Genomic DNA, 25855 nt, shown 5'->3' with positions numbered 1-25855 from the left:
TCATGTTGCGTAATCGGAGGCTGATCCACTATCGGTCCTTGAGCTCCCGCACTGCCGCGCCGACAGTGGGGTAGAAGTGGTCCGGCGTAAAACGGGCCGCCGTGCCGAGGCGGATCAACTTGTCCTTCACGGGCCCTTTGAGCTCGGCAAACACCAGATCCACTCCTTTTCTGGCCAACCATTCGTCCAGGGTCACCAGGTCATCCAAGGCTGTGGTGTCGATCCCGGTGATCGGTTCGGCGGCAAGGATGATGTGGGTGACGGGCTCCGCGGACTCGTCCGGGGCCTCGTCGAGTTGCTCCCTCACGAAGCTCGCCAGGACCTGTCCGTTGCCGAAGAACAGGGGTGCATCAAACCGGAGGATCAAGAGCCCGGGGATGCGCTTGCCATCGGGGTGGCGTTCAAGGTCGTGATACCCGGGAAGGCCTTCCTCTGCGCCGAGTTCGGTTCTGTACGGATCCCATGCCCTGCGGACAAAGTCCAGGAGTGCCAAGGCGATGGCCACCACGATTCCCTGGAGGACACCCACCGTCAGCACTCCCAGGAACGCAGCCAGCATCACCACGGACTCGCTGCGGCTCAGCCCCAGGAGCCGCCTGACGCCGGCAGGATCTGCGAGGGCAATGGCCGCGGCGATGACGACGGCGGCCAGGGTTGCCGACGGCAGGTACTCGGTTACTCCCGGAGCCAGCAGCATGAAGGCCAGTACCAGCACGGAGCCCACCACGCCTGTCATCTGGGATTTTGCGCCGGCATCCACGGCTACCGGTGTCCTGGAGGTACTGCCTGAAATGGGGAATCCACCCAGGAGGCCTGTAGCGGCATTGGCTGCTCCAAGCGCTGCCATTTCCCTGTTTCCGGAGACCTTCTTCCCTTCCTTGGCTGCCAATGTTTGAGACAACACGCCAGTGTCAGCGAAAGCCATGAGCGCGATGCCCGCGGCGGCGGGGAGCAGCATCAAAGCGTCGGCCCAGCCAATACCCCCGAGTGCGGGCATGGGCAGGCCCTGCGGCAGGACCCCGGTGACCTTCACGTCGTCGTTGAGCCCGAAGACCGCCGTCGCCACGCACGAGCCAACCACCGCCAACAGGACGCCGGGTACCTTCCATTTCAGGAGCCGGGGGATCCAGATGAGCGCCAGCGACCCCACTCCCAACAACAGCGCGGTGATGTTGACCTCGCCGCCAAGTAACCCGGTAGTAACCTTCGCGAGCTTTTGCCAGACGTCGCCGTCGGCCTCAATACCCAGAAACGCCGGGAGTTGCGAAAGGGCCACCAACAGTGCGATTCCGTTGAGGTACCCGAGCCGGATGGGTTTGGACAGCAGGCCCGTGATGGCTCCCAGTTTCAGTGCCGAGCCCGCAAGCATGAGCGCCCCGATCAACACGGCCAGCAAGCCGGCCAGCGCCACGGATTTTTCGCTGCTTCCCGCTGCCAGCGGCACAATGGCCGCGGCGATCATAGGGGCCAGGGCAGAGTCGGGTCCCAGGACCAGAATGCGGGAGGGCCCCACCACCGCATAAACCAGCAGCGGGACCACTGTTGCGTAAAGCCCGGTGACCGGGGGAAGCCCTGCTGCCTGTGCATAGGCCATCCCGGCGGGCACCAGCAAAGCAAACAGCGCAGCGCCCGCAACGAGATCGTGCCGCAGCCATTCACGCTTGTAGCCCTTGAGGGCCCAGGCGCTGGACAGTCGCTCCTTGGCGGAGGGGCGGGAGGTTGCTGCACTCATACAGCGATCATTCCCGACCCCTGCTGATTGTGGAACACGACATACGCCTTATGTGGAAAATACGGACCGTCTCCGGCCGCGTTCAATTGTGACGCCCCGGGAGCATAATTGACCCAGTACGTCCTCCTGTAACTTCGCATGAAATCAGGTCGCGGTGAACGGACAGAGCAGTTCTACACTCAAGCCCATGCTGCATTTTGGATGGTTTGTGGGCCATGGATTCGGTGTCCAGGGGTGGGGGACGCCCGGTTACGGCCTGGGCTACGACTGGAAGAAGCCAGCCCTGTACCAGGACGCAGTCCGGGCGTTCGAACAATCCGGGTTGGACCTCTTCATCATCGAGGATTCCCTCACCGTGCCGGACACGTATGGCGGATCGGCCGAAGTGTCCCTGGCTCATGCCTCCTTTGCGCCGAAACACGATCCGCTGGCGCTGGTCCCTTACCTGCTCTCCGCCACCGAGCACCTGGGAATCGTGCCGACCGTCAGCGCCTCGTTCTACCCGCCCTTCACGGCCGCCCGGCTTTTGGCCACGTTGCAGCACTTCTCCGAGGGCCAGTTGGGCTGGAACGTCGTCACGTCCGGCAGCGACCTCGCCGCCCAGAACTACGGGTTGGACCAACAGATTGAACACGACCTTAGGTATGAAAAAGCGGAGGAATTCGTCGACGTCGTCAGGCGGCTCTGGCGGAGCTGGGAACCGGGCGCGGTCCTTGAGGACGTCTCCGCAGGGGTGTTTGCCGACCACAACAAGGTGCACCCGATCAATCACCAGGGTGACTTCTTCAAGGTCCGCGGTCCACTGAACACGGCGCCGTTGCCGGAGGAACCCGTGCTGGTCCAGGCTGGTGCGTCTCCCCGGGGCAAGGCGTTCGCCGGTGGTCATGCTGATGTGGCCATTGCGTTGGCCCGTGGTGTTGACGGCATGAAGTCCTACCGTGACTCGATTCGCGCGGAGGCCGCCAAAGCCGGCAGGAACCCCGACGACGTCAAGGTGCTTTTTGTCCTGAAGCCCACCGTGGTTGGTTCTGCTGCCGAAGCCGAGGAGCTGCGTGCCCAGCGTCGTGAGCTCACCCAGCGCGATATCGACAGCCAGCTCAACTCCATCTCCTACCTCTCGGTGATCGACTTCAAGCAGTTCGACCTGGACGCACCCCTCCCGGAGCTGAGCACCAACAGCAACCAGGGGACGTTGGAACACTTCGCCAAGGCGGCGCCTCCCGGGTCCACGCTGCGCGAGATCCTGCAGGCCAGGAGCGGTGGGGCGGGGGATTCGATCATCGGCACGGTGGGGGAGATTGCCGACTATCTTGAGTCGACCGGCTCCGAGGTGGGTGGTGACGGGTTCCTCTTCTCCGGCTTCGTGGACCCGGTGACAGTGCACGGTGTCCTGGATAAGCTCACCCCTGAACTGCGGCGGCGGGGCCTTCTAAGGAAGAGTTACGGCAACGGCGGGTTCCGGCAGAATCTCCTGGACTTCTGATGGTGTCTTCCGAACCGCCGACCTTGGTTATTGGAACGGCTCCGGTGCGTGCCGCCGACGTAGCACTGGCCGCCTCCAACCCTGCGTTTCACGTGGAACTCAACCACGATGCGTTGTCTTTGATCGGTCGCTCCCGCGACGTACTGGAACGCACCGCCGCTTCCGGGCAGCGGGTTTACGGACTCAATACGTTGCTCGGGTCCGGTCGGGACACCGCCGTGGAAGAGAAGTCGCTCCTGGCCTATCAGGTCCAGGTGGTCAGGTATCACAACAGCGGAGTGGGCTCGTATCTGGACCGTCCCGCTGCCCGCGCAGTGATCCTGGCCCGACTTGTCGGTTTCAGCCGCGGCGGTTCCGGTGTGAGGCCCGAAACAGCAAACTTCTACGCAGGACTCCTCAACCGCGGCGTCCTGCCCGCCATCCCGCGCGAAGGGTCGGTGGGATCGTCGGACCTCACCCAGCTGGCCGCCGTCGCCGCCGTCGCCATCGGTGAGGGCGAAGCCTTCAACGCCGACGGCACCTTGGTTCCAGGAGCCAAAGCGCTCGCCGATGCCGGCCTTCAACCACTCGTCCTCGCGCCCGGCGAGGCGCTTGCCTTGGTGAGCGCCAACGCGTATTCCGTCGGCGCCGGGACCCTGGCGTTGCTGCAATTGCAGCAGCTGGCCCGGCTGGCCGACGTCGCGCTTTCCCTCTCGCTGGAGACCATCGCAAGGTACGACGGCGGCGGGAACCTCAGCCCGTTTTCGCCGGCCATCCAGGCGGCCAAGGCTGTAAACGGCCAGGGTGATTCGGCGGCAGCTGTGCGTCACCTGCTCAGTGGTGGCTGGTTGGAAGATGTGCGGCCCGAGGTGTCGGTGCAGGATGCATTGTCCTTCCGGGCCGCACCGCAGACGCACGGGGCGTTTCGATCCCTGGTGGCGCAGTTGAGTGCTGCGCTGGAGGTGGAACTGAATGGTCGCGGCGACAATCCGTTGGTTGATGTCGAATCCGGGCTCATGCTGTCCGGCGGGAACTTCCAGCCGATGCAGCTGGCTCTCGCATTCGAAGGTCTGAGGGTTGCGTTGGCGCACATGGGGATTTCCAGTGAGCGGCGCATCGCCAAGTTGTATCCGCCGCAACGGGCCATCCGGGCCAAGCACTTGCAAGCAGCATCGACCCAAGCCTCGGCTGAGCAGTCCGGGGCCGGAGCGGAATTCAACCCGGCCTCCGCGCTTGCCCAAGAGGAACTGCCCGGGCTGTTGTGGTACTCCGCGGCCGGGCTGTTGGCCGAACTCAAGTTCCTGGCCGCCCCGGCCACCCTTGGCGCCCCAACCTTGTCCGCCGACGTCGAGGACCATTCAACTCTGGCCCCCTTGGCCCTCCAGCAACTCGAAAGGTCGGTGGAGGTGCTGGAAAAGCTGTTGACGATCGAGGCCCTGACGGCGTCCTATCTGCTGCTCGAAGCTGGAGCTGCACAACCGCTCGGGAAGGGAACAGGCGTCGTCGTGGGTCGACTCGCTGATGTACTGGCCGACAGGCCATCGGCGCCGGATCTTGTGGAACGGGCGCGGACTGAACTGCGCGGCGCCGTGGATCAGGTTCTACTGGAGGCTGAGGAAGGGGGTGGGGCGTGGTGAGTACAGCGATCCGTCGGCAAGGAGCTCACGCAGCGGCCCGGCTGCCGGATGGGTTGGATGCCTCGGTCCTGGACAAAGTGGGCAACACCCCGCTGGTGAAACTGGATTCGCTGGGCCGTGGACTGGGCAGCGCCATCCATATCAAGCTTGAGTCCGAAAACCCCGGCGGTTCCATCAAGGACCGCACCGCACTCAGCATGGTCCGGGCGGCTGAGAGGTCCGGGGAGCTGAAGCCGGGAGCCACTATCGTGGAGAGCACTTCGGGCAACACCGGGATCGGCCTGGCGCTCATCGGCCACCTGACCGGACATCCCGTGGTGGTGGTGACAGGCGACACGATCTCCGAGGAGAAGCTCGCTGCGCTGCACAACTACGGCGCCCGCGTGATCCTGACCGATTGGAATGCCCCGTCGGAATCGCCGGAGAACGCCCGGGCTGTTGCAGCGCGGATTACGGCCGAGACGCCCGGTGCGTGGCGGCCCATGCAGTTCGACAACCCCGCCAATCCCTTGGCGCATTATGAAACCACCGGACCCGAAATCTGGGAGCAGACGGGTGGCCTGGTCACGCACTTCGTCGCGGGCATCGGAACGGGCGGGACCATCAGCGGGAACGGGCGGTTCTTGAAGGAACAGGCAGCTGCCCTGCGCCCGGGCGGCCACCTGGAAGTTGTTGGCGCCGACCCCTACGGCTCTGCCTACAGCGGCGGCCATCCCGGCGAGATCCTGGTGGACGGAGTGGGTAACTCCTGGCCGGAACCCGAGTGGCCCAAAGCTTTCGACCGTTCCATCGTGGACCGATTCCTCCGCATCCCCAACGACGAGGTTTACACCACCGTTCACCGGCTCCTCGAGGAGGAAGGGCTCGCGCTCGGCCCGTCCTCAGGGCTCGCGGTCGCCGCCGCCATTCGGGTGGCGCGCGCCGCGCCTCACGGCTCGGTGGTGGTTGCCATAGCCCCCGACGCCGGAACGAACTATATGAGCAAGGCCTTCAACCCGGTGTGGCTGGCAGAGCACGGCATCCGGCTCGCCGCCGACACTCCCGCGGCCCGCGAGTAGGACCCTCTCTCACGTCCCTCGGGTTTGGGGCTGACCCTCTCTCACGTCCCTCGGGTTTCGGGCGGATGCTCTCTCACCGTCGGGTGCCTGGTCCCTTTTGCGTTAAGCTCCAACCATGCCCGAACAGGAATCAAAACCACGTCTGGCCGGCTACCTGGACAAGCAGCAGCCGGACCTCTATGCGACTCTTAGCCACTACTCCCAGCAGCTCGTAGACGAAGCTGACCGGCTGGGTATTTCACGCCGGACCCTTGAACTCATCAACTATCGCTGTTCGCAAATCAATGGATGCGCCTTCTGCCTGGACCTTCACCATCGTCGGGCCCTGAAGTATGGCGAAACGGAGCAGCGTCTGTCATTGGTGGCTGTTTACAAGGAAGTGCAGCTCTTCGAGCCCGCGGAAGTGGTCGCGATGGAAATTGCAGAGCAGATCACCCGGATGAGTTCATCGCGGCCCAGCCCCGAGCTCTTCGAACAAGCCCGGCAGCACTACGACGACCAGCAGATCAGTGTGCTCTGCATGGCGGCCATCGGAATCAATGCCTTCAACCGCCTGTCCATTTTGAGTGAGCACCCGGTCCGCGCAGCCAAGAAGTAGGCCCGGAAAATACAGGCCCACTGAACAGGGGGGGCGTGCCTCCACCACCAACTTTGGGTAGCCGGGCCTGTTCAACACCCTCCTTGCACGGCGTGTCTGGGCTCCCGGGTTTCAAACCGGGTGGTGGCGGGCGCGGAGTGTGGCGTCCCGACCCTCTTTGAGACGGAATCAGCCCCTGGTCAACCAGCAAAGGTTGTCCAGGGGCTGATCTGCGCCCAAACCAAGTCAGGACGCCACGGAACAAGGAGGCCTACGCGTCCACTGCCTTCTTGAGCGACCGTCGTCGGCCGTACTTGAAGTAGAAGACGGCGTAGCAGGCCCCCACGAACGGAATACCGAACAGCAGCGCCGCAACCTGGTTGGGGTCGAAGGCGATACCGATCAGGGACACCACGCATAGAGCGAAGGCCAGGATCGGGACCAACGGGAACAGGGGCGCCTTGTAGGGAAGCGTGCTGAGGTCGCCACCGTTCTTGATGAAGGTCCGGCGGTAGATGAAGTGCGAGGCCACAATGGACATCCAGACGCCCACGGTGGCAAAGCCGGCCACCGAGACGAGCACAAGGTAGACGGTGGCAGGTGCCACAACGCTGCTGATCAGGGAGGCCAGACCGCCAAGCATGCTCACGCAAAGCGCCACCATGGGGATGCCGCGCTTCGTGAGTTTCTTGAAGACCTGCGGTGCGTGGCCTTCGTCAGCCAACGAGAAGAGCATGCGGGCGCAGGAGAAGAGGCCGCAGTTGCCTGCGGAGAGCAGCGCCGTGATGATCACGAAGTTCATGATGTCCGCGGCGTATGGGATGCCGAGCATGGAGAAAACGGTGACGAACGGGCTTTCGTCCACGCTGACTTGTTCGTACGGAATGGTGGCTGCGATGACCACGATCGCGCCGACGAAGAAGATCATGAGCCGGATGACCGTGGTGCGCATGGCTTTGGGGATGTTCGCGCCGGGATTGGCCGTTTCGCCCGCGGCAACGCCGATAAGTTCCGAGCCGGAGAAGGCATAGAAGACGGCCAGGCAGGTCACGAACACGCCGGTGAAACCGTTCGGGAACAGACCCTCCGGTGTGCTGAAGTTCTCGCCAAAGGAGGGGTACCCGCCCGCGGCGAGAGGGTGGAAGCCCGCCAGGGCGGCGCCACCAAGGATGATCAGGCCGACGACGGCGGCGACCTTGATGAGCGCGAACCAGAACTCCGATTCGCCAAAGACACGCGATGAAATGGCGTTCAGTGTGAACAGGACGGTGGCGAAGATGAAGCACCAGATCCAGACGTCGACGCCCGGGAACCAGCGCTGCATGAGGAGGCCGGCCGCAGTAAATTCCGAGCCCAAGGCTACGGCCCAACAAAGCCAGTAGAGCCAGGCAGTGGCGAATCCCGTGGCGGGGCCGATGGTCCTGGCGGCATAAATGTGGAAGGCACCGGAGACGGGGAACGCTACAGCGAGCTCCCCGAGGCAAGCCATCACCAGGTAGACCACCACGGCGCCGATGAGGAACGCCAGGACGGCGCCCAGGGGGCCGGCAGTGGCGATCGTGTATCCCGAACTGACGAACAGGCCTGAACCGATAACGCCGCCCATGGCGATCATGACCAGGTGCCGGGCCTCCATGGACCGGCGCAATCCTGTCTGTGAGGCCTCAGTGCGGGACTGTGCCTCGGTTGCCGATGCTTCGGCTTCTGTGGGGGAGCTGAGTCCCATATTCCCTCCGGGAAGTTAGCCAGCAAAGTCTGAAGTAGTACCAGCCGGACGTGATCCAACTAACACGAGTACAAGATTCATCACATGACGAATGACCATTTCAAGGAGGATAAGGAGTGCGATTGAACACGCCAGTGGCTCTTGGCTGAGGCTAAGAGTTCCTAATCATTAAGTCACGCGAGCGATTACTCTGCTTGTTATCTGTTAGGTTCCATGCGGAGCTCCATAAGGCGGGTCCGCAGAAAAGCGACTTACTCGATCCCCGCAAACAGGTGGTTCAGCTCAGCAGTGAGCTGTTTGCGCACCTCGGGCGTGCCCACCTCTTGGCCGTTGATGTGGTTAACGGGGGCGATCAGCCGGATGCTGGAGATCAGCCAGACGGCATCGGCATCGAACAAGTCCTGCGGCTCCAAGGGGCCATAACCAAGTTCCCAGCCAGCGGCCTTCGCCGCGGCGAACAATGCGCCCTGCGAGGTGCCCGGAAGGATTCCGCTGTCAAGCTGGGGAGTGATGAGGCGACGAACCGCCCTGACGGAACCGTCGCCGTCGTCGACCGTTTCAAGGTGCGCCAGCAACACGGTGGATGTCGGGCCTTCCAGGACCCGGCCGTCAGTGGAGGTGAAGATGGCGTCATCAGCACCCTGCTTGTGGGCGTAGCGAAGTGCGGCCATGTTCACGGCATAAGACAGCGTCTTCGCGCCCAGGAGCAGCCATGGCGCGCGCTCGCCGGCTTCAGTGTCGAAGCCACGGTCCAAAAGTACGACGTCGATGCCCGTCTGCCGCTGACGGCGGCTGCCTGCAGGTGAGGGCGAAGCCTGTACCCAGCACGTCGGGCTGGCGGCGCCTTCAACGCCACGGGTCACAATCAGCTTGACCACTACCTCGTCCTCTTCAGGCGTGGGGGCAGGGTGAACATCGCGGAATTCGTTGATGGCTGTCTCGATGGCGCGGCGCCAGACATCCTGCCCAGGAAGCGCAAGGTCCAAGGCTGCCGCAGAACTGCCCAATCGGTTGAGGTGAGCCTGAACTTTGCGGGGTCGGCCTTGCACAGCGAGGAGTGACTCGAAGACGCCGTCGCCGCGGGTGGCACCCAGATCCGTTGCCATGAGTTGCGGTTGGCTCGAGTCGGCAATTCGACCATTTTCGAAGGCGGGGTCCAGGAAAACGAGGACCGTGGCGGCAGGTGAAGTCATGGTCCCAGCTTAGTGCGGACGCACTGGAGGGGACTTTGCCGGATAGGCTGTGGTCACTGTTGTTCATGAACTGTGGGGGTTTGTCGGGTGTTCTTTCCTTTTCCGTTTGGCCAGGAGTGGACCTGGTTGCTGGGGGCATGGGTCATTGCGGAAGTCATCATGCGCATTGTGCTGCTGGGAGTCATTCCCGGCAACCGGCGTCCCACCACCGCCATGGCTTGGCTTTTGGCTGTGTTCCTCATCCCATCTGTTGGGTTCGTCCTGTTCCTGCTCTTCGGCAACTTCAAACTGTCGCGGCGCCGGCGGGAGCAGCAGGAGGAGGTAAACCGCCGGGTTCGTGCGGTGACCTCCGATCTGGCTGATCCTGTCAGCGTCTATTCCGGGCCGGAATGGGTGAAGTCGGCGGGCGAACTGAACCATCGGCTTGGATCGTTGCCCATGGTCGACGGTAACAAGGTGGAGCTGATCCCCGGCTACGAAGAGTCCATCAAAGCCATGGCTGAAGCAGTCAAGGGCGCCAAGAGCTACGTCAACGCCGAGTTCTACATCATGAGCAGTGATTCCGTGACGGATGAACTGCTCACTGAACTGGAGAACGCGGCTGAACGGGGTGTGACCGTCAGGCTGCTCTTCGACCACATCGGAACGTTGCGCGTCAAGGGCTACCGCCGGCTGATCCGCCGGCTGAAGGCGGCCAAGATCCAGTGGAAGCGAATGCTGCCGCTGCTGCCTATCCACGGTCAATGGCGGCGCCCCGACCTCAGGAACCACCGCAAGATCATGGTGATCGACGGCGAGATTGCGTTCACCGGCTCGCAGAACTTGATTGAGCCTTCCTACAACAACCCCAAGCACCACAAGGTGGGCCGCAAATGGGTGGAGCTCATGTCCCGGTTGGAAGGCCCGATCGTGGCGACGCTTAACGTGGTGTTCGCCACGGACTGGCTCAGCGAAACCGACGAATCGCTGGAAGACCAGCTGCGCCTGCCTACCCAGCCGGCGCCGGGCCAGGTCACCGCCCAGGTAGTGCCGAGTGGCCCCGGGTTCGCCACCGAAAACAACCTGCGCTTGTTCAACACGCTGATTTACTCGGCGCAGCACCGGATCTCCATCTGCAGCCCGTATTTTGTCCCGGACGATTCCCTGCTGTACGCCATCACCACAGCTGCGCAGCGAGGTGTTGACGTGGAACTCTTCGTCTCCGAGAAGGGCGATCAGTTCCTGGTCCACCACGCCCAACGCTCCTACTATGAAGCCCTATTGGGAGCCGGTGTCCGAATTTACCTGTACCGGGCACCGTACGTCCTCCACGCCAAGCACTTCACCATTGATGACGAGGTAGCCGTTCTCGGTTCCAGCAACATGGACATGCGCTCCTTCTCCCTGAACATGGAGGTCTCGGTGATGCTCCTTGGCGCCGAGACCGTGAACCTCATGCGGGCTGTAGAGTCCACGTATCGCGAGGTGTCACGTGAGCTTATGCTGGACGATTGGATGGATAGGCCCCCGCTGGCCAAGTATGTGGATAACGTGGCCAGACTGACCGCGACACTCCAGTAGTTTCAGTACAGCTGACGCCTTTAGAGGCGGTGTTAGGGGCATTGGCTGTACAAAAAATCAGCCCGGGAAGTCGGCGCCCAACGTGGACAGCACGCCGTACGCTTTGGTTCGGATCTCCTCGTACTCGTCGTCGGCTACGGAGTCCGCGGTGATGGCCCCGCCCACGCCAAGGGAGAGCGTGCTGCCGCCGTTGGCGTCAGGGTTGACCACCAAGGTACGGATCACCACGGCGAGGTCCGTGGCCGCATTCAGGGAAAAGTAGCCAATGGCGCCCGAATAAATGCCCCTGGGTCCCGACTCGAGCTGGTCCAGGATGTCCATGGTGCTGATCTTTGGCGCTCCCGTCATGGAACCGGCGGGGAAAGCCGCAGCCAAGGCTTCCGCGCGGGGTGCGCCCGGCTTCATGTGGGCGTCGATGGTGCTGACCATTTGGTGGACGGTGGCGTAGCTTTCGATCGCGCACAAGCGGCTGACCGTCACGGAACCAGGGATGGCAAAGTGGCTGAGGTCGTTGCGCAGCAGGTCCACGATCATGATGTTCTCGGCGCGGTCCTTCAGCGACGTCTCAAGGTCGTGCCGCAAAGCTGCGTCCTCGGAGGCGTCGGATGAGCGGCCCCGGGTGCCCTTGATCGGCTCGGCGCGCATGCCGCCATCGGACAGAATCCGGAGGAAGCGTTCAGGCGACGTGCTCGCCACCACCAGTTCGCCGAACCGGAGGTAACTGGCGAACGGTGCCGGGTTCCGGCGTCGAAGGTTCAGGTAGCTGCGCCACGGGTCCAGATCCCCGGCGGGGGCTTCAAGAGTGGTGGTCAGGCAGATCTCGTACGAGTTTCCCTCGCTGATTTCGTGCTGGGAGTCCGCGATCTTGCGCTTATAGTCCGTTGCGGAGTCCCGGCTCACGAATGACGGGACGGCACCTGATGCGGCGGCGCCGGAATATTCGGCAGCAGGAGCGGAACCACCCACAGCAGCCCCGACGGCGGTGCGGGCCGCGCGCAACCACTCGTCGGCGTCGGGCGCTTCCAGGGCAAGCAGCCAGACGGTCCGTTCCCGATGGTCCAGAACCACAGCCCGTCCGGCGAAGAGCAGAGCCGCGTCCGGGGTGTGGGAGGCGACGTCATTGCCGCCGGTTTCGCGCTTGAGTTCGTAGCCGAGGTAGCCGAGCCAGCCGAGCGTGAATTGGCCGTCGTAGCCGCGGGGCGCGCGGACCGCCTTGCGGCCCCAGACAGTGTCCAGCCATCGGAAGAACGGCCCGGAGATGGTGACCGTGGCTGTGCCCGCGGTGATGTGCGTGGTCCCCGACACGTGGCGTACCGACTGTCCGTACATGCCGCTGTCGTCCGCCAGGATGCTGAAGCGGCTGCGTGCGGCGGCCTGGGACCTGCCGGCGACGGCCGAGGCGTTGGAGGAATCGAGCCAGACGGCGTTGCCGGAACGGGCATAGAGGGATTCGAAGAGCAACGCAGCGTCAGGGACAGCTTCCAGGCGCTCGGACCGTAGTTGAAGGCCACGCCGTGCACTGAGCTCGGGTGACAAAATCGAAGCAACTGAGGGCAGGTACATGAGAGCTTGCAGAACATCTTCCGGCGCATTGCCGTCGGCAAGGTTTTGCACGCGAACATCGGCGGCCCCGATGACCTGATCAGAGGAGAGCCACTCGTCCTCTTGGGCTGCCCAGCTGTCCCAGTACGGTTCGTAGGTGCTTCCGTCCCGCGCCAACGCACGACGACGGCGGTCGTCACCGGGCGCTTCCACCCACACCACGGCGTCCAGCATGGGCCGGGCAGCGTCCGCTGCAGCGCCAACGCCCTCAACAATCACGATCTCGGCGGGCAGCGTGACGTTCAGTCCGCCGTCGTAATGCCGTTCCCAGTCCCAGCTGGTCCACTCCGCGGCCTGGCCGGAGCTGAGCGGCGTCAGGACTGTGCCGACATAGCGCTCAATGCCGGGCATAAGACCGTTCCAGCCGGGGTAGATGTCCTCCAAGTGGAACAGCGAAACCTTGTGGTGCTGCCGCAACCGTGCCGCCAGTTCGACGGCCAGTGTGGTTTTTCCTGCACCGGACCTGCCGTCAACAGCGATAATCACGGGTGCAGGGGTCATGTCATAGAGGTTACCTGCTGGTGGTCGTTGTCAGCGGCGGCCTCCGCGGAGGCGATCGCTGCTTTGACGTACTCCACGATTCCGGGGATGGCGGCTTTGATGAGCGTCCAGGTGTTGTCGAAGTCGGTGTGGCCGCCATACCAGGGGTCTTCGATGCCCAGGTCCAGGGAGCTGCGCCCTTCCATGCTGGGATCGAAGCTGCGGAACATTCGCACTTTTTCGAGTGAAGCGCGGTCCGGCGCTCCTTCTTGGAGCCAGCCGAAATGGTCAACGTCCAGCGCGAGGATCAGGTCCCGTTCCGCGAACCATTCATGCCGCCATTTGCGGGCTACGTGGTCCTCGGAAGCGATGTGCTGGGCTGTGAGGACGCGGGCGGCGCGGGGGTCGATCGGATGCCCCACCTCGTACCCTGTGGTGCCCGCGGAGTCCACCGCTACGAGCTGGCCGAGCCCTTCCGCGTCGAAGGCTTCGGTGAGCATGAGGGCTGCCATGGGCGAGCGGCAGATATTTCCCGTGCAGACCGTGATGATGCGGTATGGGCTCGTCGTTGAGTACATTCTGCAAGCATGATTGATGGCACCCCTTCTTGGCTAGGGGCCACTTCACAACTAAGTCACTTTTTGTGTCAAAGCTGTCACAGAGTCCGCGGAACGTGCCTGGGTGATGAGGGCCGGATCAGCGTTGGAGGCTTCGGCAGCCAGCGCTGCAGCGGCCAGGTAAACGGTGCGTACGACGGCGGCGCGTCGCCTTTGCGCGCGGCCGGGGTCATTGCCGGCCATCAGTCCATCGAGTGCCGGCAGTACGGGTGCGGCGTCGCAGAGGCTCACGATGGTGATGAGCAGGTCTCCGGCGTCTTCCCTGGAGATGCCGGGGAGGGCGGCGATGGTGCTGTTGACCTTCGATGCGCAGTTGGCCATCCGCTTCGGCAGCCCAACAACCTCCGCGCCGCGTTCCAGACCTTCCCAGAACAGGAGGCGTGGTGCCGTTGCGTCTTTCTGGTGGTGGTCGAAGAGTCGGCCGGCGTAGTCTGCCATGGCCTCTGGCCCGTTGCCTTCGATGGGTACTTCATCCATGAGGGAGCTCAGGGCGGTGACGATCACGGCGTCGAAAAGCGCATTCTTATTGCCGAAGTACTGGTATATCCGCTCTTTGTTGACCCCGGCTTCTGCGGCAATGCGGTCGATGCGGGCTCCTGCAAGTCCGCGCGCGCAAAACTCGGACGTGGCTGCTTGGAGCAGCAGCCCCTTGGTTCGCTCTGTGTCCCACGCCATAGGGTCATATTACCAGTTTCCAACTGAATGGTTGTAATTGTGGGCGAGTGGGGATAGTGTGATCCCAAGCCAAAAGCAACCGTTTAGTTGGAGAATGCCATGACCACCCAAACAACCTCCCAAACCGCCGTAGAACCCACAGCGTCGACGGCCCGCCCGCAGGGACCCTCCGTTCACATGCGGGCGCTTATTACCTGGCTCGCCATCTTCCCGCTGGTGTCCATCGGCATGCTGCTCCTCGGCCCCATCATGGAGCCACTGCACCCGGTCCTTCGCGCGCTGCTGCTCACGGCACTCGTGGTTCCCGCTGCTGTTTACGTCGTGGTTCCCCGGCTGATGGCCGGCCATGGCGCACTGTCCCGCAAGGCAGCGGAGCGCTCAGCACAACGGGCAGCCCGGAAGTCCGCCTAGATCAAGTAGGTAACAGCACATGTTCCACTGAGGGCTCAGTGGAACATGTGCTGTTACTCAGTTGGGTACGACGCTGGGACTAAGCGTCCCGCAGTTGCTCGACGTCGGCGATCCCCGGGTACGCGGCCTGCGTGCCCTTCCTGGTTGCAGCCAACGCGGCGGCAACCGAGGCGAAGGATGCGGCATCGGCGAGGGTTTCCCCGGCCGCCAGACGCGCGGCGACAGCGCCCGTGAAGGCGTCTCCGGCACCCGTGGTGTCAATCGCTGAAACACGTGTCGGGGCAATGCGGGTGATCTGGTCTTCAGTTCCACCCGCCAACGAATCCAGCACCACGGAGCCATGTGCGCCGAGGGTCACCAGGACCCGCTGCAGACCGCGGTCCGCGAACTGGCTCCGGACCGGCTCCCACGCTTCGGTTTCTGCTGCGGCGTCCGGAATGTCCGCTTCGGCGCCAAGGAACAACGACGCCTCGTGGGCATTGACCAACAACACGTCGCTCAAGCCAGCCAGGACTTCCGGTACCTCCGCGTAAGGCGAGAGGTTGAGCAGAACGGTTGCGCCGGCGTCGTGCCCTGCTTGGGCGGCGGCGGTCACCGTATCGATTCCCACTTCCAGGCAGAGGCACACAACAGCCGCATCCTGGAAGGCGTCCGGCGTGACGTCGGAGGGCCTGAGGGTACCGTTGGCGCCGGCCGAGATGATGATGCTGTTCTCACCGCTCGCGTCCACCGAAATGACGGCTACGCCGGTGGCGACGTCGGAGCGTCGGACGCGTGACACGTCCACTCCGGCGCTGGCTGTCGAATCCAGGAGCATGGTGCCGTTGGGGTCCTCGCCTACTGCGCCGATCAGGCAGACCTGTCCGCCGAGCTTGCTGGCAGCCACCGCCTGGTTGGCACTCTTGCCGCCCGGGTTCACCGCGAAACCATTGCCGTGAACTGTCTCGCCGGGTTGGGGGAGACGGTCGCAGTAGATGGTGAGGTCTGCGTTCAGGGAGCCGACGACGACGATTCCCGCCTTGGGTGCGGTGGTCATGCGGTCACCTTCTGGTCCTCGGTCACTTCTGCGTCCACGGGCTTGGGGATCAACAGTGAGGCGGCGAAGGCGGCGAGGGTGATGGCCAGGCCCACCACCACAACGGTCAGGTACGAAGCCTTGGGATCATTGAGCGATGCCGTGGCCACCAGGACCGCCGGGAGGACAAGGAAGCTCAGCCCGGCGCCGAGGTTAAAGGCGCCCGCGTTCATGCCCGGCAGGAAGCCCGGGTTGCCCTGCGGCGAGAGGACCACGCCCAATCCGTTCAGCATGATGTTGACCGTACCGGCGTACATGATGCCCAGCAAGGCTGTGCCCACGATCATCATGGGAAGGTTGTTCAGGCCGAAGAACGCGATGATGGCCAACGCCACGAGGCTGCCCAGCAGGCCGATGCGCAAGACCTTGGTGTAGCCGAGGACGGGCGCCAGGCGGCCGCTGATCGGGCCGAACAGCCAACCCAGCAGGGCGTACGGGGTGAGGATGATCAGCGACATCTCGGTGGGACCCACGCCGAAGCCCGGATCTGCAGCCTGAACGTAGGCGGGGACGATGCCGTTGATGACTGCGAAAATGCCCGTCATCGTCAAAGTGGTAGTCAGCAGGGGTGCCCAGGTGGAGCGGTGGCGCAGGTGCACGGTTTCCACCATGGGCTGCTTGGCGCGCTTCTCCACAGTCCAGAAGGCGAAGAACGCGACGGCGGCGATCACCGTGAGCACGATCGCGAGAGTCAGCGTCCCGGCGTCGAATGCTGTGGCCAGCTTGGCGCCCTCGTTCAGAGCCGTCAGCAGTGCACCAACGGCGATGACGATGAAGAACACGCCCAGCCAGTCCATGGTGGTGCCGGCGGCAGGCTTGCTTTCACCGGCAAGGACGGCGATCAGGACGGTAGCCACCAAGGCCAGTGCAACCATGAGCCAGAAGATGCTGCGGAAGCCGAAGTTCTCGGCGAAGTAGCCGCCCACGAACGAGTCGACGCCGGCCACGCCGCCGTTAACTGCTGTGATGAGGCCCATGAGCGTGCCGTACTTGCGGGGGTTGCTGACTGCTGAGCGGAGCATGATCAGGCACAGCGGAACCGTGGGGCCGCTGACGCCCTGAATGATGCGGCCCACGAAGAGCCACGTGACGTCCGGGGCCATCGCTGCGATGACCGAACCAACAGCCATCAGGAGCATCATGCCGACCAGGATCTTCTTGCGGCCCACGATGTCGCTCAGGCGCGGGAGGAACAGCGAGAAGAGCGCTGCGGCCGTGAAGAACCACGTCTGGGACAGGCCGATGGTGGCCTGGTCCGTGTTTAGTTCGTTGCCCATGGTGACCAGGGCAGGGCTAAGCATGGAGGCGTTGAGCTGGAAAGCCACGCAGGCCGCCAGCAACGCGACCATGAGGGCTGTGACGTTGCCGCGGGTGGACTTGGCTTCGATTGCGAGGGAGGACATTACTTTGCCTCTCCTGCCAGGATGGCCTCTGCGGTGGCGTTTACGTCAGCGGTGGCGGCAGCGACGGCGTCGTGCGTTGGTTCTCCGATCCGTTCAATCGCATCGGTGACCAGGTCCCAGAACTTCTTGTGGTCGAGGTCGACGGCGACCGACGTGTGGCAGTCCTCGGGGGCCGGTGCGCGGAAGTCGGCAACGGTCATGCCAAGAGTGAGCTTGCCCTGGAGCTCTATGTCCACGGGGACCTTGCGGGTGGTCATGACAGTGGGGTCGATGACGTAGGCCACGGCGCAGGGGTCGTGGACCGGTGGGAAATCGAAGCCCTGGGCGTCCTTGTAGGTCTTCTGGAAGAAGTCCATGAGCTCCATGACGAACTTGGCCGGCTTGGTGCCGATCTTAGCTATACGGTTCACCACCTCGTCCGTGGCCAACGCCTGGTGGGTGAGATCGAGGCCGACCATCACCACGGGCCACTTTTCGTTGAAAACGATGTGTGCGGCTTCGGGGTCGATGATGATGTTGAATTCCGCCACGGCGCTCCAGTTGCCCACGTGGTAGCCGCCGCCCATGAGGACAACTTCCTTCACGCGCTCCACGATGCGCGGTTCCTTGCGGGCGGCCATCGCAATGTTGGTAAGGCCCGCGGTGGGGACCAACGTGACCGTGCCCGGCTCGTGTGCCATGACAGTTTCAATGATGAGGTCGACGGCGTGGCGCGGGTCCAGCTCGATGATGGAGTCGGGCTGCTCCGGGCCGTCCATACCGGAATCGCCGTGGATGCTGGGGGCCGTTTCGATGGTGCGGACCAACGGGCGGTCGCAGCCGGCGGCGAAAGGGACGCCGGTGATGCCGGCAATGGTGGCTACCGAGAGGGCGTTCCGGGTGACCTTTTCCAGGGTCTGATTGCCCACCACCGTCGTTACGGCCAGCAGTTCGATGTCCGGATTGCCGTGCGCCAGCAGCAACGCCACGGCGTCGTCATGGCCAGGGTCGCAGTCAAGAATGATCTTCTTGCGTGCTGGTGTCATGGTGTTGGGATCCACGTTTCTCTCCACGTCATTGGGGCCTGCCTGGAACTTGCCCGGGGCAGGGCGCTAAGCATTCAGGGGAATTCTGGCACTGCTTTGTGGGCTACGTCAAACGCTTAACGTTGTGCCGGGGTTCGCTGCTGTCCTCGCAACGTCAAGCGCTTGATGCCTTCTCGCAGGTCAACGCGGTATGGGACCGATACGATCGATGCATGGAATCCCTGGATCGGCGCCAAGGCAGCGCGCCCCGCTCACCTCGCGTGACGGCTGCGATGGTAGCCGCCCGTGCAGGCGTTTCGACGGCGACCGTCTCGCTGGTGGCGAACGGAAAAACCCAGGGGCGCGTCTCTGAGGACAACATCTCCAGGGTCCGCTTGGCCATTTCCGAACTCGGCTACGTGGTGGACAGCATCGGCAGTTCCCTGGCCCGCGGGGTCAGTTCGATTGTCATATTGGTGACTCCGGACGTTTCCAACCCCTTCTTCGCCAACGTGATCGCCGGGGTGCGGGAATCCTTGGGGTCCCAGTACCAGTTGCTGCTTTCCGTGACCGACGCTGGTGAGTCGCCCCAGGCTGACGATGTCCGCAAACTTCTGGCACTGCGCCCTGCCGGTTTGCTGGTGGGGGCGCCCAGTGCAGAGTTCCTGGAAGATCTGTCCGCGGCCGGCCCGTTGGTCCTGTTGGATGCACCCGGCCTTGAGTCCTACGCGCCTTCCGTGAACCTTGACGTTGCCCAGGGCGCGCGGGAACTTGCCCGGCATTTGGCGTCTTCCGGTCATACCCGCGCCGCCTATGTGGATGGCGTGACGGGAACAACCACGTTCCAGTTGCGCCGCGAAGCCTTTCTTGCGGAGGCTGCTTCGTGCGGACTTTCAGTGGCCCCTGGCCATGTCATCAGCACCCCGATCGACGTCGGTGCTGCCGCCGCCGCGTTCGCCGACGTCTGGCCGGAGTGGCAGCGCGAGGGGGTCACCGCCGTCGTCTGCGGGACGGACACGCACGCTTATGGCGTTCTGCAGGAAGCTCGGGTGGAAGGTGTCCGGATCCCGGAGCAGCTGGCTGTGGCAGGGTTTGATGACTTGCCCTATTCGGCAACCAGCAACCCCAGCCTCACCAGCGTGCACCTGCCGGCAACGCCCTTGGGCCGTAAAGCGGGGGAGCAGCTGCGGGGCCTGATGGAAGGCCTGCCGCTGGACGAAACCCACGTGACGCTCGAGAGCTCGCTGGTGGTTCGGGGATCTACGTCTTAGCCAGGGGAGAGCGGGCGAAGCTGTGCTTCCGAGACGGGGTTTGACACGGTGAAGTAGATCTGTGGAGCGGTCATATCGCCCCAATCTTCCTTTTTCACTCGCACCAGGGACGGAGTGACTTCCGCTATCCGGACGCGCAGCCAGTCGCCGTCGTCGAGCAGCAACTCGTGCGGGTCGGCGAGGTAGCGGAGGCCGAGGTCATCGAGTGTTTCTTCGGCAGTGAACCAATCCACAACGTCCGTGCGCGGGCGTCCCAGCAGGTCAATTGCTACGAATCCGTCGTCAACGGGCTTCATCCATCCCACGTGCTCGCCATCGTCTGTGCGTCGGTGTTCGATCCAGTCCGGCTCCATGGCCTCGACGGTAGCACCACGCGTTGTCGCCGTGGCTAGTGGATGACTGCCAGCAAGATGCCGACGAGGACGAACAGGCAGCCAAAGATGCGGTTCAGAATTGTTTGGCCGCGTTGGTCGTGGGTGAACCGCTGGAAGGAACGCGCAGCCAGGGCGAAGAAGAACCACATCACCAGAATGTCGATAACCAGGACCGTGGCGGTCAGCACGGCATATTGCTGGAGCAACGGCTGGTCCGGCCTGATGAACTGCGGCATGAACGCCAGGAAAAAGACGATTGCCTTGGGGTTCAGCAGGTTCACCCAAATGCCTCGCTGGAACATGGACAAGGCCGACTCGTTCTTTTGGCTGTCCACCTTCTCTTTGTCCAGGTCAGGCTTGTGCAGGAACTGCCGGATGCCGAGGTACACAAGGTACGCGGCGCCCGCGTAACGAATGACGTTGAAGATGACGGGAGAGTTGGAAACCAGCACGCCGACGCCCAAGGCAACAATGACGATGTGGATGACCAGAGCCACCTGTTGTCCGAGAATGCCCCAGATGGAACGACGGAAGCCGGAATTGAGCGAGTTGCTCATGGTGAAGATGGCTCCGGCGCCGGGAGTGAAACTGATCAGGGTGCCGGCACCAACCAGAGCCAGCCAGAGAGAAAATTGCACACCTCAGCTTATGCCGGTGAGGTGGGCTCTTCCGACGCGTTGCTTCCTGGCCTCTTTTGGCGACTGACGAGGCCGAATACACCTGGAATGGGTTGTTTTCCGAGCTCCCGCGGATCAAAGAGGGTCAGGAAGCAACGCCGTAGGGCAAACTGGTGCCGTGAGCGGAATCCCGTGGGTGCTGCACGTCGATCTGGACCAGTTCATTGCCGCTGTCGAGATACTCCGGCGGCCCGAGCTCGCGGGCAAACCGATCATCGTCGGTGGCCGGGGCGACCCCACGGAACGGGCTGTGGTGTCCACCGCATCTTACGAAGCCAGGGCGTTCGGCGTCGGCTCGGGGATGCCGCTCAGGATTGCTGCCCGGAAAGTGCCCGACGCAATCATCCTGCCGGTAGATCAAGAGGCATATCTGGCGGCCTCGGACGTAGTGATGACCACGCTGCGCGCCCAGCCGGGAGCCACGGTTCAAGTGCTCGGCTGGGATGAGGCTTTTGTCGGCGTCGAAACTGACGACCCGGACGCATATGCCCGGCAGATCCAGGCCGCCGTCCTCGAGCAAACCCAGCTGCATTGCAGTGTGGGCATCGGTGACACGTTGGTCCGCGCCAAGAATGCCACGGATTTTGGCAAGCCCGCAGGAATTTTCAGGCTGACCAAGGAGAACTGGCTCGACGTCATGGGTGAAAAGCCCACCAAGGAATTGTGGGGCGTGGGGAGCAAGGTGTCTCAACGGCTGGCGAAGCACGGAATCACCACGGTGGCAGAGCTCGCCGCAACCGACCCCCAGGCCCTGGTCCCGGAGTTTGGCCCCAAAATGGGCCCTTGGTACGCGCAGTTGGGTCGCGGTGAGGGCTCCAGCGAAGTGGATGACACTCCGTGGGTCGCCCGCGCCCATGGCCGCGAGACCATGTTCCAGCAGGACCTCACAGAGCCCACCCAGATCAGCGACGCCATCAAGGAACTGACCGCCCGCGTCCTGGAAGACGTCGCAGCGGAGGGGCGCCCCGTGATTGGGCTGACGTTGAAAGTCCGCTACGCACCGTTCTTCACCAAGACCTACGCCAGGAAGATTCCTGAGACTTTCGACAGGGAAGAAGTCCTCGCGCAGGCCTTGGACCTCACCGGAAAAATGGAGCCGGACCGTCCCATCCGGCTCCTCGGACTGCGTGCAGAAATGTCCATGCCCGAGGAAGCCCGTAAGGGACACACACCGACGCGCAGCGGCTGGTAACAGCCAGCGCCCGACGGCGGCCCATCAACTACCAGCGCGGGTGGATCGCTTCGCGGAAGTACCGGTCGTAGATGTCCCGGACACCGTCCGTGAGCCCGGCCCCCACAGCCTGCAAACCACCGGCTTCGGCATTTGCCGCTGCCTGCGAAGCGGAGCGCGCACCGGGAATGACCGATGTGACGCCATCCTGGGCGATGACCCAGGCGAGGGCCGCCTGGGCGGTGCTGACGCCGTCGGGCACTAATCCGCTGAACTCCTGCGCCGCCTTGACGCCCGTTGCGAAATCGACGCCGGAGAAGGTCTCGCCGACGTCGAAGGAAGAGCCGTCGCGATTGTAATTGCGGTGGTCGTTCTTAGGGAACTCGGTGTCCGGCGTGTACTTCCCGGACAGCAGACCGGAGGCCAGCGGCACCCTGGCAATAATGCCAACGCCCCCTTCCTTGGCTGCGGGCAGCACTTCATCCAGGGGTTTCAAGCGGAAGGCATTGAGGATGATCTGCACGGAAGCGGTGTTCCCGCGCCTGATGGCTTCGAGTGCCTCATCCGTGCGCTCGACGCTGACGCCGTAGTTGCGGATGGCGCCCTCGCTGACCAAGGTGTCCAGTGCATCGTAGACTTCGTCGCTGCTGTACACGGACGTGGGAGGGCAGTGCAATTGAACGAGGTCCAGGGTGTCCTGCTGCAGGTTGCGCCGAGAGCGGTCGGTCCAGGCCCGGAAGTTCTCCAGAGCGTAATTCCCGTGGACTTGATCCACCCGACGGCCCATCTTGGTGGCGACCGTGATGTCCAGGTTCGGATTGGCGCGAAGGAAGCGGCCAATGAACTGCTCACTGCGGCCGTCACCGTAGACGTCTGCAGTGTCGAAGAAGTTGACGCCGCCTTGTACGGAGGCTTCCAGGACGGCAAAGGCGTCTTCTTCGGTGACTGAACCCCAGTCGGCTCCGAGTTGCCAGGTTCCCAGTCCCACGGTGGAGACGGATCGGCCGGTCTTGCCAAGTATGCGCTGTTCCATGGGTTCGACTATATGGGCTTAATGCTCGTCCATCCGCGCTGCTTTCCCCATTAAGTACTTTCGTTCCTGCAGGCTTCCGGTCTTCTTGGCGGCCGAGAGGTAGGCCGCGCGGGCCTCACTGTACGAGCCGGCCATCTCCAGGAAGTGGCCCCGCACGGCGTCCAAGCGGTGCGTCCGACCCAGCGCCCTATCCAGTCCGACCAACAATTCCAGGCCAGCGACCGGCCCATGCACCCTGGCCACAGCTACCGCGCGATTCAGTGTGACCACGGGACTGGGTGCGACGGCGTCAAGGACTGTGTAGAGGGCTAGAATCTGTGGCCAGTCAGTCTCTTCGTCTGAGGCGGCCTCTGCGTGAACGGCAGCGATGGCCGCCTGAAGTTGATATGGCCCGGCCGCCCCACGCCCCAGCACGGAGGACAACAGCGCGATGCCCTCCTCCATCTGTTCCCGATTCCAAAGGCTTCGGTCCTGCTCGGCCAGTGGCACCGGTGTTCCGTCCGGCAGAGCACGCGCCGCCCGCCGGGAATCCGTGAGCAGCATCAGCGACAGCAGGCCGCTCGCCTCAAGCTCATGCGGTGCGGCGCCCACCAGCAGGCGTGTCACCCGGATCGCTTCCGTGGTGAGGTCCTCCCGCTGGAGGGATGGACCGGAACTTGCCGCGTAACCTTCGTTGAAGATCAGGTACAGGACATGAAGTACGACGCCGAGCCTCGCCTTCCGCTCGGAGGCCGGCGGCATGCTGAAAGTGGCTCCCGCCTTTTGAATCCCCTGTTTCGCGCGGCTGATGCGCTGTCCCATGGTCGCTTCCGGGACCAGGAAGGCGGAGGCGATTTCCGCCGTCGTGAGTCCTCCAACTGCGCGAAGCGTCAAGGCGAGTTGCGATGGTGCGGACAGGGCTGGATGGCAGCACAGGAACATGAGGGTAAGGGTGTCGTCTGCCTCCGGGACTGGACCTGCTTGGAAATCGATGGCTGTGGCGCGTTCCTCCCGGACGCGCCGGGCGCTTTCGCTCCGCCAGATGTCCACTAAACGGCGGCTTGCGACGGCGATCAACCAGGCCCGCGGGTTGTCCGGCAAGGCCGTTGGCCACTGCAGGGAGGCTTCAAGGAGTGCTTCCTGGACGGCGTCCTCGCACACATCGAACTGGCCGTGAGTCCTCGCCAGCACGCCGAGGACCTGCGGAGCCAAGGTGCGCAGCAGGTCCTCGATTCGTGCTTCCGGTGAAGGTTCGGTCAAACGCTAGACCTCCGGCGGTCCGTTCGGGATGGCGCGAAGCTCAACTACCTGCGCGTACTTCACAATGCTTGAACAGATTTCCACCGCGCGCTCCTCGCTCGCGACATCAACCACCCAGTAGCCCACAAGTGATTCCTTGGACTCGGCGTAGGGGCCGTCGGTGGTGATGACGCCGTCCGGGGTCTGCTTGACGAGTTTCGCGGTGCTGCCGTCGGCCAGCCCGGCGTTGAAAACGAGCTCACCGGACTCGGTCAGGTCCTTATCGATCTGGATCATGAACCCGATCATTTCCTTGATCCACTCCGGATCGGCAGTCGCCATCATGCCCTCGGCAGACCCGAACATCATGATCATGTATTTCATCTCAAACTCCTTGTGAGGGGCGCCCATTGTGGGTGCCTTCACTCATGGGTCGGAACTGCGGTGGACTTTTCTACATGGCTCGGGAATTTTTTTTCAAAAGTTTCAGGCCCGCGCAATGACCTCGCCGTTGGGGATGAGGAAGTAACCGTCGTCGGTGGCTCCCCAGCGGTGCCAGCCCGCGGCGATCCGGGCGAGGTCTGCTTCGTTGGCGAAACCGTACTCCAACGCCTGCTCGGCAAATGCGGAATGCAGCACCCGCTCGCTCCAGACCCGGGATTGCCAGGCGCGCTGCTGCGCCGTGGCGTAGAGCCAGTTGCTGCTGGTGGGAGCCACCTGGGTGAATCCAGCCTGCTGGGCCCACGAAACTAGCCGTCGGCCGGCGTCGGGTTCTGCTCCGTTGCGGCGGGCGATTTTCTGGTAGAGCTCCATCCAGTCGTCGAGCTCCGGAACTTCCGGGTACCAGCTCATGCCGTGGAAATCAGCGTCGCGCACAGCCACGATCGCACCGGGCTTGGCCACCCGCCGCATCTCGCGCAAGGCGGCCACGGGATCGGTGAGGTGCTGGAGGACTTGGTGGGCATGGACGAGGTCGAAGGACTCGTCCTCGAAGTCGAGATCGTAGATGTTGCCGGTCCGGAAGGTCACGTTGTCAACGCCACGCTCAGTGGCCAGCTCGGTGGCCTGGGCGACGATATCCGGCGAACGGTCCAAACCGATCACTTGCCCTGGCGCAACGAGCCCGGCGAAATCGCAGGTGATGCTCCCCGGTCCGCACCCGACGTCGAGTACTGAAGTCCCGGCGGTGAGATGGGGAATCACAAACGCGGCCGAATTCTCGACCGTCCGTGAGGCGTGGGCCCGGACAACCGACTCGTGGTGTCCGTGGGTATAGACATCTTCAGGCTGCTGCGCGTTCATAGGGAAACGCTACAACTTGGAAGGTGGATTTAGGTGGAGCGCGGTGCCTCGGGTTGGGATGCTTCCTCGCGCGCGGCGAGGGTTGCTTCCACCATGTCCGTCATGAAGCGGGTGACAAGCTCCAGTTCCTCGGAGCTGTAGGCAGCCATGGCCTTGCCCATGCGGATGGCCAGTGGCATGAACATGGCGCTTCCGTCTCGATACGCCTTGGGTGTCATCTGCAGCTGGACCTGTCGGCGGTCCGTGCCGAGCCGTTCGCGCACCACGTGCCCGGAGGCATGCAGGCGATCAACCAAGGCCGTGGTGGCGGGGGAGCTGAGCCGGAGTTCGGCGCGGAGAACACCCGGCGTGACCACTTTGCCGGCCGCGGAGTGGCGCATGATGACGGCGAGTGCGTTGAGGTCCGTACGGTGCATGTCGTTCCGGCCACCTGCTGCGTCAACGTAGTGGTTGGCTTCGAGGGTGAAGTCCTGGAGGAGCCGCACCAGTTCCTGGGGGGCTGCGTTCTCGGGGCGCGTGGCTGGTGTGTCCGACATATCCGCCCTCCTGCCAGCGTTTGTCTGGTGATTACTGCCTTCCGGATATTACTCCCAGCAG

General features: G+C 63.5%; 24 protein-coding genes. 8 read left to right on the top strand and 16 right to left on the bottom strand.

Annotation, left to right across the window (positions count from 1 at the left end; translation table 11 throughout):
* Nucleotides 1-28: 28 nt before the first annotated feature.
* On the bottom strand, nucleotides 29-1732 hold the full coding sequence (locus AYX22_RS19535) for a SulP family inorganic anion transporter (RefSeq protein ID WP_207595163.1): 1704 nt from the start codon (nucleotides 1730-1732) through the stop codon (nucleotides 29-31).
* A 154-nt stretch (nucleotides 1733-1886) separates the two neighbouring features.
* Between AYX22_RS19535 and AYX22_RS19530 the strand changes: the two genes are divergently transcribed.
* The 4 genes from AYX22_RS19530 to AYX22_RS19515 all read left to right on the top strand — a co-directional run bounded on the left by AYX22_RS19530 (nucleotide 1887) and on the right by AYX22_RS19515 (nucleotide 6487).
* On the top strand, nucleotides 1887-3215 hold the full coding sequence (locus AYX22_RS19530) for an NtaA/DmoA family FMN-dependent monooxygenase (RefSeq protein ID WP_207595162.1): 1329 nt from the start codon (nucleotides 1887-1889) through the stop codon (nucleotides 3213-3215).
* Nucleotides 3215-4831, top strand: a complete 1617-nt coding sequence (locus tag AYX22_RS19525; RefSeq protein ID WP_207595161.1) for an aromatic amino acid ammonia-lyase — start codon at nucleotides 3215-3217, stop codon at nucleotides 4829-4831. The genes AYX22_RS19530 and AYX22_RS19525 overlap by 1 nt, the downstream gene beginning before the upstream one ends.
* Entirely contained in the window at nucleotides 4825-5889 is a 1065-nt protein-coding gene (locus AYX22_RS19520; protein ID WP_207595160.1) for a cysteine synthase family protein, read from the top strand. The genes AYX22_RS19525 and AYX22_RS19520 overlap by 7 nt, the downstream gene beginning before the upstream one ends.
* A 115-nt stretch (nucleotides 5890-6004) precedes the next feature.
* Nucleotides 6005-6487, top strand: coding sequence for a carboxymuconolactone decarboxylase family protein (locus AYX22_RS19515; protein WP_207595159.1), 483 nt, complete (start codon nucleotides 6005-6007; stop codon nucleotides 6485-6487).
* Nucleotides 6488-6737: 250 nt separating this feature from the next.
* On the opposite strand, the gene AYX22_RS19510 is transcribed toward AYX22_RS19515, so the two are convergent.
* Entirely contained in the window at nucleotides 6738-8192 is a 1455-nt protein-coding gene (locus AYX22_RS19510; RefSeq protein WP_207595158.1) for an amino acid permease, read from the bottom strand.
* Nucleotides 8193-8443: 251 nt separating this feature from the next.
* Nucleotides 8444-9385, bottom strand: coding sequence for an aminodeoxychorismate lyase (locus tag AYX22_RS19505; protein WP_207595157.1), 942 nt, complete (start codon nucleotides 9383-9385; stop codon nucleotides 8444-8446).
* A gap of 87 nt (nucleotides 9386-9472) precedes the next feature.
* Here AYX22_RS19505 and cls point away from each other — a divergent pair, with 87 nt between their 5' ends.
* A complete protein-coding gene (gene cls / locus AYX22_RS19500; protein ID WP_207595156.1) occupies nucleotides 9473-10945 on the top strand; it encodes a cardiolipin synthase in 1473 nt (490 codons plus the stop codon).
* Nucleotides 10946-11002: 57 nt separating this feature from the next.
* Here cls and pabB read toward each other — a convergent pair whose 3' ends face one another.
* Genes pabB through AYX22_RS19485 form a run of 3 tightly spaced genes read right to left on the bottom strand, consistent with a single transcriptional unit; the run spans nucleotide 11003 to nucleotide 14319 of the window.
* Nucleotides 11003-13048: an aminodeoxychorismate synthase component I gene (gene pabB, locus AYX22_RS19495; RefSeq protein ID WP_207595155.1), complete on the bottom strand. Its 2046-nt coding sequence runs from the start codon at nucleotides 13046-13048 to the stop codon at nucleotides 11003-11005.
* Complete coding sequence (locus tag AYX22_RS19490) at nucleotides 13045-13605, bottom strand: low molecular weight protein-tyrosine-phosphatase (protein WP_207595154.1); 561 nt, start codon at nucleotides 13603-13605, stop codon at nucleotides 13045-13047. Before AYX22_RS19490 ends, pabB begins: the two co-directional genes overlap by 4 nt.
* A gap of 51 nt (nucleotides 13606-13656) precedes the next feature.
* Nucleotides 13657-14319: a TetR/AcrR family transcriptional regulator gene (locus tag AYX22_RS19485; protein ID WP_207595153.1), complete on the bottom strand. Its 663-nt coding sequence runs from the start codon at nucleotides 14317-14319 to the stop codon at nucleotides 13657-13659.
* A gap of 99 nt (nucleotides 14320-14418) precedes the next feature.
* On the opposite strand from AYX22_RS19485, the gene AYX22_RS19480 reads away from it, so the two are divergent.
* The gene (locus tag AYX22_RS19480) at nucleotides 14419-14730 is read left to right on the top strand and encodes a hypothetical protein (RefSeq protein WP_242703414.1); all 312 of its coding nucleotides are present in this window, start codon (nucleotides 14419-14421) and stop codon (nucleotides 14728-14730) included.
* Nucleotides 14731-14809: 79 nt separating this feature from the next.
* Here the strand turns inward: AYX22_RS19480 and AYX22_RS19475 are convergent, their stop codons facing one another.
* The 3 genes from AYX22_RS19475 to AYX22_RS19465 are packed head-to-tail and all read right to left on the bottom strand — an operon-like array spanning nucleotide 14810 to nucleotide 18233.
* Complete coding sequence (locus AYX22_RS19475) at nucleotides 14810-15766, bottom strand: ribokinase (RefSeq protein ID WP_207595151.1); 957 nt, start codon at nucleotides 15764-15766, stop codon at nucleotides 14810-14812.
* The gene (locus AYX22_RS19470) at nucleotides 15763-17208 is read right to left on the bottom strand and encodes an MFS transporter (RefSeq protein ID WP_207595150.1); all 1446 of its coding nucleotides are present in this window, start codon (nucleotides 17206-17208) and stop codon (nucleotides 15763-15765) included. The genes AYX22_RS19475 and AYX22_RS19470 overlap by 4 nt, the downstream gene beginning before the upstream one ends.
* Complete coding sequence (locus tag AYX22_RS19465; RefSeq protein ID WP_207597660.1) at nucleotides 17208-18233, bottom strand: nucleoside hydrolase; 1026 nt, start codon at nucleotides 18231-18233, stop codon at nucleotides 17208-17210. The genes AYX22_RS19470 and AYX22_RS19465 overlap by 1 nt, the downstream gene beginning before the upstream one ends.
* Nucleotides 18234-18445: 212 nt before the next feature.
* Here AYX22_RS19465 and AYX22_RS19460 point away from each other — a divergent pair, with 212 nt between their 5' ends.
* Nucleotides 18446-19483, top strand: coding sequence for a LacI family DNA-binding transcriptional regulator (locus AYX22_RS19460; RefSeq protein ID WP_207595148.1), 1038 nt, complete (start codon nucleotides 18446-18448; stop codon nucleotides 19481-19483).
* Here the strand turns inward: AYX22_RS19460 and AYX22_RS19455 are convergent.
* Both AYX22_RS19455 and AYX22_RS19450 read right to left on the bottom strand, forming a co-directional pair.
* Nucleotides 19480-19836, bottom strand: coding sequence for a hypothetical protein (locus AYX22_RS19455; protein ID WP_207595146.1), 357 nt, complete (start codon nucleotides 19834-19836; stop codon nucleotides 19480-19482). The two genes, AYX22_RS19460 and AYX22_RS19455, sit on opposite strands and share 4 nt — an antisense overlap.
* Nucleotides 19837-19871: 35 nt before the next feature.
* Nucleotides 19872-20495 (bottom strand): LysE family transporter, encoded by a 624-nt coding sequence (locus AYX22_RS19450; RefSeq protein WP_207595145.1) that lies wholly within the window; start codon nucleotides 20493-20495, stop codon nucleotides 19872-19874.
* A 175-nt stretch (nucleotides 20496-20670) separates the two neighbouring features.
* Here AYX22_RS19450 and AYX22_RS19445 point away from each other — a divergent pair, with 175 nt between their 5' ends.
* A complete protein-coding gene (locus AYX22_RS19445) occupies nucleotides 20671-21726 on the top strand; it encodes a DNA polymerase IV (protein ID WP_207597659.1) in 1056 nt (351 codons plus the stop codon).
* A 28-nt stretch (nucleotides 21727-21754) separates the two neighbouring features.
* Here AYX22_RS19445 and AYX22_RS19440 read toward each other — a convergent pair whose 3' ends face one another.
* The 5 genes from AYX22_RS19440 to AYX22_RS19420 form a co-directional block, all read right to left on the bottom strand.
* A complete protein-coding gene (locus tag AYX22_RS19440; protein WP_207595144.1) occupies nucleotides 21755-22738 on the bottom strand; it encodes an aldo/keto reductase in 984 nt (327 codons plus the stop codon).
* 18 nt (nucleotides 22739-22756) lie between these two features.
* Nucleotides 22757-23977, bottom strand: coding sequence for a sigma-70 family RNA polymerase sigma factor (locus tag AYX22_RS19435; RefSeq protein ID WP_207595143.1), 1221 nt, complete (start codon nucleotides 23975-23977; stop codon nucleotides 22757-22759).
* 3 nt (nucleotides 23978-23980) lie between these two features.
* Nucleotides 23981-24340, bottom strand: coding sequence for a YciI family protein (locus tag AYX22_RS19430; RefSeq protein ID WP_207595142.1), 360 nt, complete (start codon nucleotides 24338-24340; stop codon nucleotides 23981-23983).
* 102 nt (nucleotides 24341-24442) lie between these two features.
* Complete coding sequence (locus AYX22_RS19425; RefSeq protein ID WP_207595141.1) at nucleotides 24443-25258, bottom strand: methyltransferase domain-containing protein; 816 nt, start codon at nucleotides 25256-25258, stop codon at nucleotides 24443-24445.
* A 29-nt stretch (nucleotides 25259-25287) separates the two neighbouring features.
* Nucleotides 25288-25794: a MarR family transcriptional regulator gene (locus AYX22_RS19420; RefSeq protein ID WP_207595140.1), complete on the bottom strand. Its 507-nt coding sequence runs from the start codon at nucleotides 25792-25794 to the stop codon at nucleotides 25288-25290.
* Between the last annotated feature and the right edge of the window lie 61 nt (nucleotides 25795-25855).

The organism is Arthrobacter sp. D5-1, assembly GCF_017357425.1.
GTDB lineage: Bacteria > Actinomycetota > Actinomycetes > Actinomycetales > Micrococcaceae > Arthrobacter.
The sequence above is the reverse complement of the archived record's forward strand: the minus strand, read 5'-3'. Positions and strand labels throughout refer to the sequence as shown.

Bases quoted from the DNA above. Each gene is read 5' to 3' on its own strand.
- AYX22_RS19535 (WP_207595163.1), bottom strand. From the start codon at position 1,732: ATGAGTGCAGCAACCTCCCGCCCCTCCGCCAAGGAGCGACTGTCCAGC.
- AYX22_RS19525 (WP_207595161.1), top strand. From the start codon at position 3,215: ATGGTGTCTTCCGAACCGCCGACCTTGGTTATTGGAACGGCTCCGGTG.
- AYX22_RS19515 (WP_207595159.1), top strand. From the start codon at position 6,005: ATGCCCGAACAGGAATCAAAACCACGTCTGGCCGGCTACCTGGACAAG.
- AYX22_RS19510 (WP_207595158.1), bottom strand. From the start codon at position 8,192: ATGGGACTCAGCTCCCCCACAGAAGCCGAAGCATCGGCAACCGAGGCA.
- AYX22_RS19505 (WP_207595157.1), bottom strand. From the start codon at position 9,385: ATGACTTCACCTGCCGCCACGGTCCTCGTTTTCCTGGACCCCGCCTTC.
- pabB (WP_207595155.1), bottom strand. From the start codon at position 13,048: ATGACCCCTGCACCCGTGATTATCGCTGTTGACGGCAGGTCCGGTGCA.
- AYX22_RS19490 (WP_207595154.1), bottom strand. From the start codon at position 13,605: ATGTACTCAACGACGAGCCCATACCGCATCATCACGGTCTGCACGGGA.
- AYX22_RS19485 (WP_207595153.1), bottom strand. From the start codon at position 14,319: ATGGCGTGGGACACAGAGCGAACCAAGGGGCTGCTGCTCCAAGCAGCC.
- AYX22_RS19480 (WP_242703414.1), top strand. From the start codon at position 14,419: ATGACCACCCAAACAACCTCCCAAACCGCCGTAGAACCCACAGCGTCG.
- AYX22_RS19475 (WP_207595151.1), bottom strand. From the start codon at position 15,766: ATGACCACCGCACCCAAGGCGGGAATCGTCGTCGTCGGCTCCCTGAAC.
- AYX22_RS19470 (WP_207595150.1), bottom strand. From the start codon at position 17,208: ATGTCCTCCCTCGCAATCGAAGCCAAGTCCACCCGCGGCAACGTCACA.
- AYX22_RS19465 (WP_207597660.1), bottom strand. From the start codon at position 18,233: ATGACACCAGCACGCAAGAAGATCATTCTTGACTGCGACCCTGGCCAT.
- AYX22_RS19460 (WP_207595148.1), top strand. From the start codon at position 18,446: ATGGAATCCCTGGATCGGCGCCAAGGCAGCGCGCCCCGCTCACCTCGC.
- AYX22_RS19455 (WP_207595146.1), bottom strand. From the start codon at position 19,836: ATGGAGCCGGACTGGATCGAACACCGACGCACAGACGATGGCGAGCAC.
- AYX22_RS19440 (WP_207595144.1), bottom strand. From the start codon at position 22,738: ATGGAACAGCGCATACTTGGCAAGACCGGCCGATCCGTCTCCACCGTG.
- AYX22_RS19430 (WP_207595142.1), bottom strand. From the start codon at position 24,340: ATGAAATACATGATCATGATGTTCGGGTCTGCCGAGGGCATGATGGCG.
- AYX22_RS19425 (WP_207595141.1), bottom strand. From the start codon at position 25,258: ATGAACGCGCAGCAGCCTGAAGATGTCTATACCCACGGACACCACGAG.
- AYX22_RS19420 (WP_207595140.1), bottom strand. From the start codon at position 25,794: ATGTCGGACACACCAGCCACGCGCCCCGAGAACGCAGCCCCCCAGGAA.